This window comes from Pedobacter sp. 10L46_2 (assembly GCF_056395165.1).
Map to the genome: position 1 here is coordinate 1 of NZ_JBFTIZ010000275.1, position 6,157 is coordinate 6,157.

5 protein-coding genes are annotated in these 6,157 nt (G+C 36.4%); all 5 read left to right on the forward strand.

Annotated features, from left to right (window positions below; all coding sequences use genetic code 11):
• Positions 1-171: 171 nt before the first annotated feature.
• The gene (locus AC1DDX_RS22115; protein ID WP_477622608.1) at positions 172-774 is read left to right on the forward strand and encodes an ABC transporter permease; all 603 of its coding nucleotides are present in this window, start codon (positions 172-174) and stop codon (positions 772-774) included.
• Positions 775-796: 22 nt separating this feature from the next.
• Positions 797-1,171, forward strand: coding sequence for an ABC transporter permease (locus tag AC1DDX_RS22120; RefSeq protein WP_477622609.1), 375 nt, complete (start codon positions 797-799; stop codon positions 1,169-1,171).
• Positions 1,172-1,191: 20 nt separating this feature from the next.
• Complete coding sequence (locus AC1DDX_RS22125; RefSeq protein WP_288883914.1) at positions 1,192-2,565, forward strand: sigma-54-dependent transcriptional regulator; 1,374 nt, start codon at positions 1,192-1,194, stop codon at positions 2,563-2,565.
• Between the two features lie 5 nt (positions 2,566-2,570).
• Positions 2,571-3,836, forward strand: a complete 1,266-nt coding sequence (locus tag AC1DDX_RS22130) for a sensor histidine kinase (protein ID WP_288883913.1) — start codon at positions 2,571-2,573, stop codon at positions 3,834-3,836.
• Between the two features lie 185 nt (positions 3,837-4,021).
• Positions 4,022-6,157, forward strand: a 2,136-nt coding sequence (locus AC1DDX_RS22135) for a DUF5686 and carboxypeptidase-like regulatory domain-containing protein (RefSeq protein ID WP_477622610.1), incomplete at its 3' end; no start/stop codon positions are given.

A 6,157-nucleotide genomic window follows, 5' to 3' on the forward strand; every position in this document is an offset into this window, starting at 1 on the left:
ATATTCTACCTAACCTTAATTTGTCGCTGAACTTTACCGTACTGGTATTTGGATTTCTGATCTGCCTATTTTTCGGGTTGCTTTCGGGAGTCTACCCGGCTTGGCGAATGTCGAGGTTAAATGTAGTTAATGCCCTAAAAGCTCAATAAGAACCATTTTAAAGAAATTATCATGTTCAAACATTTATTTAAATTGATCTGGAATAAAAGGAAGCAGAATTTCCTGTTCCTTTCGGAAATACTGGTGTCATTTTTGGTCATATTTGCCGTATTCTCCCTGTTAACTTTTTATTACTTGAATTATATGCTGCCCAAGGGATTCGAATCGGAACGGGTATGGTCTGTATCTTATAGCAGAAATGCTAAAACCAATAATATTGACTCTTTAAATATTTTTTACGAGAATGTAAGGCGTAGCTTAAAAGCGTTACCAGAAATAGAAGAGTTAAGCTTTACAAGTGCGAATTTTCCTTATTCAAATAGCCATTCCACAACTGGATTTACTTATAAAGGGAAAGAAATGTCTCCAATAAATAACTATGTTGTAGAAGATGATTACAATAAGGTATTAGGTATGCAATTACTCGAGGGTCGGTGGTTCAATAAAGAAGACATCAATCAAAGAAGTGTAGTTATTAATTCAACATTAAAGCAGGCGATGTTTGGAGACGAGCCTGCGGCCGGTAAAATTGTTGGTGCAGATAACGAAGAAGAAAAATGGAAGGTGATTGGCGTTACGGCCGATGCAGCATATGGAAGATACCCGGGAATCTAAAAATTCTGATACCGTTATCCCTATGATCATCTGTATTACAGTAGCAGGCTTTTTAATCATCAATGTGGCGCTGGGATTGTTCGGCGTGCTTTGGTATAATATTAGCCAGCGAAGGGGGGAGATCGGTTTGCGCCGAGCTATTGGTGCAACAGGTTCATCCGTATCATTTCAACTGGTCAGTGAGTCGTTGCTATTGGCTACATTATCTATTATTTTGGGTTCTTTTTTTGCTTTACAATTCCCCTTGCTAAATGTTTTTAATGTTGCAGCCAGCGTTTATATCATCGCTTTATTGTTGTCTATTGCTTTCATTTATCTACTGGTGATCTTTTGTTCTTTATACCCTGGAAAACAGGCTGCTGCTATACATCCTGCTGTTGCATTGCATGAAGAATAATAACTATATTAACTTTGTATATGATACTGATTGTAGATGACGATATTGCTGTAAGAACTTCTTTAACTTTATTACTTGAAAATGCAGGTAATAAGGTTAAGTCGGCAGATAGTGCCGTAGAGGCTTTAACTATTATCAAAGAGCAAACTCCAGAGTTGATTCTTCTTGATCTTAACTTTTCTATTGATACCACTGGAGTGGAAGGGATGGAATTGCTTAGCAGCATCAGAAAAATTGATGCTGTAGTACCTGTGATTTTGATTACAGGATGGGCAAGTATCCAACTGGCTGTTCAGGGCATGAAACTTGGCGCAAATGATTTTATAAATAAGCCATGGAACAACGAACACGTTTTACAATCAGTTAAAACATTACTTGAGTTAAATACTACTAAAACAAAGAATAGCAGTAGAAAACAATTGGATAAGCAATATAATTTTAAGCAAATTATTGCCGAAGATCCTCAGATGCTTGCTATACTTGAAACTATAGGGCAGATTGCGCCAACAGATGCATCGGTGCTTATTCTTGGAGAAAGCGGTACAGGAAAAGAGCTGATCGCAGAAGCAATACATGAGAATAGCTCACGTCGGAATAAGCCTTTCGTAAAAGTGAACCTTGGGGGAATATCTTCATCATTGTTTGAAAGTGAAATGTTTGGTCATGTTCGTGGAGCATTTACTGATGCACGTTTCGACAGAACCGGTCGATTTGAAATGGCTAACAAAGGGACTATCTTTTTAGATGAAATAGGAGAGTTGGAAGCGGGTAGTCAGGTTAAGTTATTGAGGGTGCTGCAAGACAGAACATATGAAGTGTTGGGTAGCAGCCGAAGTAAAGTAGTGGATGTCAGGGTGGTGTGTGCAACTAATAAAAATTTAAATGAAATGGTCGGTGCGGGCACTTTCAGAGAAGACTTGTTGTATCGCATCAACCTGATCACTATAAACTTACCGCCTTTACGTGAACGATCAGATGATATCCCTTTATTGGTTGATTTCTTTATTAATAATCTTAAAGAAATCTACAATAGACCATTGTTATCAATATCAGTCAGTGCAATGAAGTGGCTTCAGCAATTGGAGTTACCAGGCAACATAAGGCAACTGAAAAATCTGGTAGAGCGGACTATTTTAGTGAGCAAGAATAATGAACTTGGTATAGATGATTTTAAAGCGCAATTAGATCTGTCCCCTTCAAAAAAGGCGAATGTACAAATGCCCGGTGTAGGCAGTATTACACTTGAGCAGATGGAAATTGAAATGGTCAAAAGGGCAATGAGCTTTCACCAAAACAAGATTACCAAAGCCGCTGCATCTCTTGGGATAACAAGAAATTCACTATACCGTAGACTTGAGAAGTATCAGATTCCATTTAATGAAGCAGAAGATTAAACTGAATGAAGTTAAAGACCAAGTATATCCTCTTTATTGTTGTTCTTCATCTTGTCTTTTTAGGACTTAGCTATCTTATTCTGGAGAAGAATAAGATATTTTTTATTATTTCTGAGGTATTAGTTATTGTTTCTGTTGTGATATCAATAGGGCTTTATAAACAGCTTGTAGAGCCTTTAAATTATCTTAGGGAGGGGATTAGCGCCATCAATGATCGTGATTTTAATGTTAAGTTTTTACCAACAGGGAAGAAAGAAACAGATGAACTCATAGATGTATACAATCAGATGATGGATGCATTAAGGGAAGAAAGGACAAAACAGGAAGCACAGCATTTTTTTCTGGAAAAACTGATTCATACTTCACCCACTGGTATTGTTATCCTTGATTACGACAATCATATAAAGCAGATTAATCCAAAAGCAGAGGAAATATTGGGAACCAGACCTGAAATACTTTTGGCTCAGTTTGAGCCCCTTAAGGCTGGTGAGTCTAAAACAATGAGAATTGGCAGTTTAAATACTTATAAGGTCCAAAAATCTCATTTTATAGATAGGGGCTTTCCCCGAATGTTTGTAATGATTGAAGAAGTGACTGCGGAGATCTTTGAAGCGGAAAAGAATGCCTATGGTAAAGTAATCAGGATGATGGCTCATGAAGTAAATAATACAGTAGGGCCCGTAAATTCTATCATTAATATGGCTCTTGATACCAATGAAATATGGAGCTCTGAAGATAAATCAAGTTTAAAGAATGCAATGTATGTAGCTGTTGCCAGAAATCAGAACCTGAATCTGTTCATGAGAAATTTTGCAGATTTGGTAAAACTGACACCCGTAAACAAACTTCAGGTTGATCTTACTGCTTTAATTTATTCAGTTTCAGATTTTATGCTTATCAAAGCAAAAGAAAGTGGTGTTAGCTTTGGATTCGATTTACCTAATACTCCATTTTACATCTCAGCCGACTCACAACAAATGGAGCAGGCACTGATTAATATTGTTAAGAATGCGATAGAGGCTTTTGATCAGGAGGGTATTGTGAAGTTTAGTTTAGACGCTAAATTAAAGAAGCTCACAATTACTGATAACGGCAGGGGGATATCGGAGGACTTAAGTGAGCAGCTCTTTAGTCCGTTTTTTAGTACCAAGAAAGACGGGCAGGGTATTGGTTTGACTCTGGTCAGAGAGATATTGCTTAATCATGGCTTTTTGTTTTCATTAAAAACCCTACAACCAGGGCAAACAGATTTTGTTATTCAGCTCAGTTAATCAACTATTTACAGACTTTATTTTTTTGCTTTTTCATCTTGATGTCATAACATCTGGTTGAAGACTTTATCCTGACTATTTTAGTATAATATTCAAAAGTTGAGATGTACCTTTGCCGACATCCTGAATAATTATATCCGGTAAATGCCATTGCATTGGCGGGATCAAGGTAAATGAAATACATAATGAAACATCAATATTTTAAATATATAGGAACTGTTATTTTACTGATAGCGTTTGCTTTTACTTCAAAAGCTCAGCAAACAGTTGTTAACGGTACAGTAACAGATGCTACAACCAAAGAAACCTTACCGTATGTTTCGTTTCTGATTACCGGAACTGAAAAGGGTGGTAGAACAGATGCTGACGGCCAATACAGTATTACTATCAGTGATGACCATACACAGATTAAATTTAGTTATGTAGGATACAAATCAGTTGTAAAAACAATTGTTCCAGGCAAAACGCAGACAATTGATGTACAGCTGCAGAGTGAAACTACTCAAATGGATGAAGTGGTAATTACGGCAGGCAAAAAACCAAAATATAAAAATAAGGATAATCCTGCGGTTGCGCTTATTAGAAATGTCATTGCTAATAAACCAAAGAACCGTATGGATCATTATGATTTCGTTGAATACAAGAAATACGAAAGAATGATGTTTTCTATGAGTAACCTTTCTGATAAGTTTAAAAACAAAAGGATATTCCGTAATTATAAATTTTTGTTTCAGGAACAGGACTCCACTAAAATAGGTGGTAAAACCATGCTTCCTGTATTTCAGCAAGAAAAGCTTTCGAACAATTATTTCCGCAAAAGTCCGGAAAAACTTAAGACCATTATAGTAGCTGATAAGCGTGTTAACTTTGATGAACGTTTTATCGATAACCAAGGCTTAACTACTTATTTCGATAGAATGTATCAGGATATAGATATCTATGATAACAATATCTCAGTAGTAAGTAATCAGTTGTTAAGTCCAATTGCAGATGGTGCACCTACATTCTATAAGTTTTTCATTACTGATACCATTCAAAATCATAACCCAAAGCTGGTTGAGCTTTCGTTTATGCCAAGAAACAATACTGACCTCTTGTTTGAAGGAAAGTTATACATTACGCTAGATGGGAATTATGCTGTTCAAAATGCATACCTTACTGTAAATAAGGATATTAATTTGAATTTCGTTAGGGCGTTAGAAGCTAAGCTCGACTTTGAACAGAATCCAGATAAGCGTTATCACCTTAGTAAAAGTAATCTGATTGTTGATTTTGGTTTAAGTAAAAAAGGCGGAACGGGATTTACTGGCGAAAGAACTGTGAATTTTAAAGATTACCAAATCAACAAACCCCATCCTGATACTACATATTATGGCTCAGCGGTGCCTGTTGTAGTTGCAGATGCCACTAAAAGATCAGAAGAATTTTGGGCCGATAACCGTCCGGAAGCGCTTAGTGCTACAAATTTAAAGGTGTATAGTAATTTAGATACGCTGCAAACTATCCCATCATTTAAAAGAACAATGGATGTGGTTACGCTTTTCTTTGCTGGCTATAAAGATTTTGGACCTTTTGAAATGGGGCCGGTAAATACTTTTTACAGTTTTAATAGTGTTGAAGGTTTTCGTTTGCGTTTAGGGGGAAGAACTACTCCGGCGCTTAGCAAACGTTATTACTTTGAAACATATGCTGCTTATGGCTTTAATGATACGAAGTGGAAGTATTTCTTAAGCGGAACCTATTCGTTAAACAATAAATCTATTTATGCATTTCCCCAAAACTATTTAAGGGCAAGTTTCCAGAGAGATACAAAAATACCAGGTCAGGAATTGCAGTTTGTACAAGAAGATAACTTCTTGCTATCCTTCAAAAGGGGAGAGAATGATATGATGTTGTACAATGATTTTTACAGAATAGATTATGTGCATGAGTTCGAAAATCATTTCTCTTATAGCCTTGGTTTGCGCAAATGGAATCAAACACCTGCCGGATCTTTGTATTTTGCAAGTTCAAGAGACAATAATTTAATTAAAACTAACTCGATTAGTACATCAGAAATATCACTTCAGTTAAGGTACGCGCCACATGAAAAGTTTTATCAGGGTAAGGTATATCGTACCCCGCTTGTCGACAAGTATCCTATTTTTAATTTCAGATATACTGCAGGTATAAAGGGAGTTTTAGGAGGTGAATATAACTATCATAATTTCATGGGAAGCGTTGATAAACGTTTTTATCTATCTCAATTTGGGTATACCGATGTAACACTCGAAGGCGCTTATATTTTGGGTAAAGTGCCTTTCCCATTATTGTCTATTCAC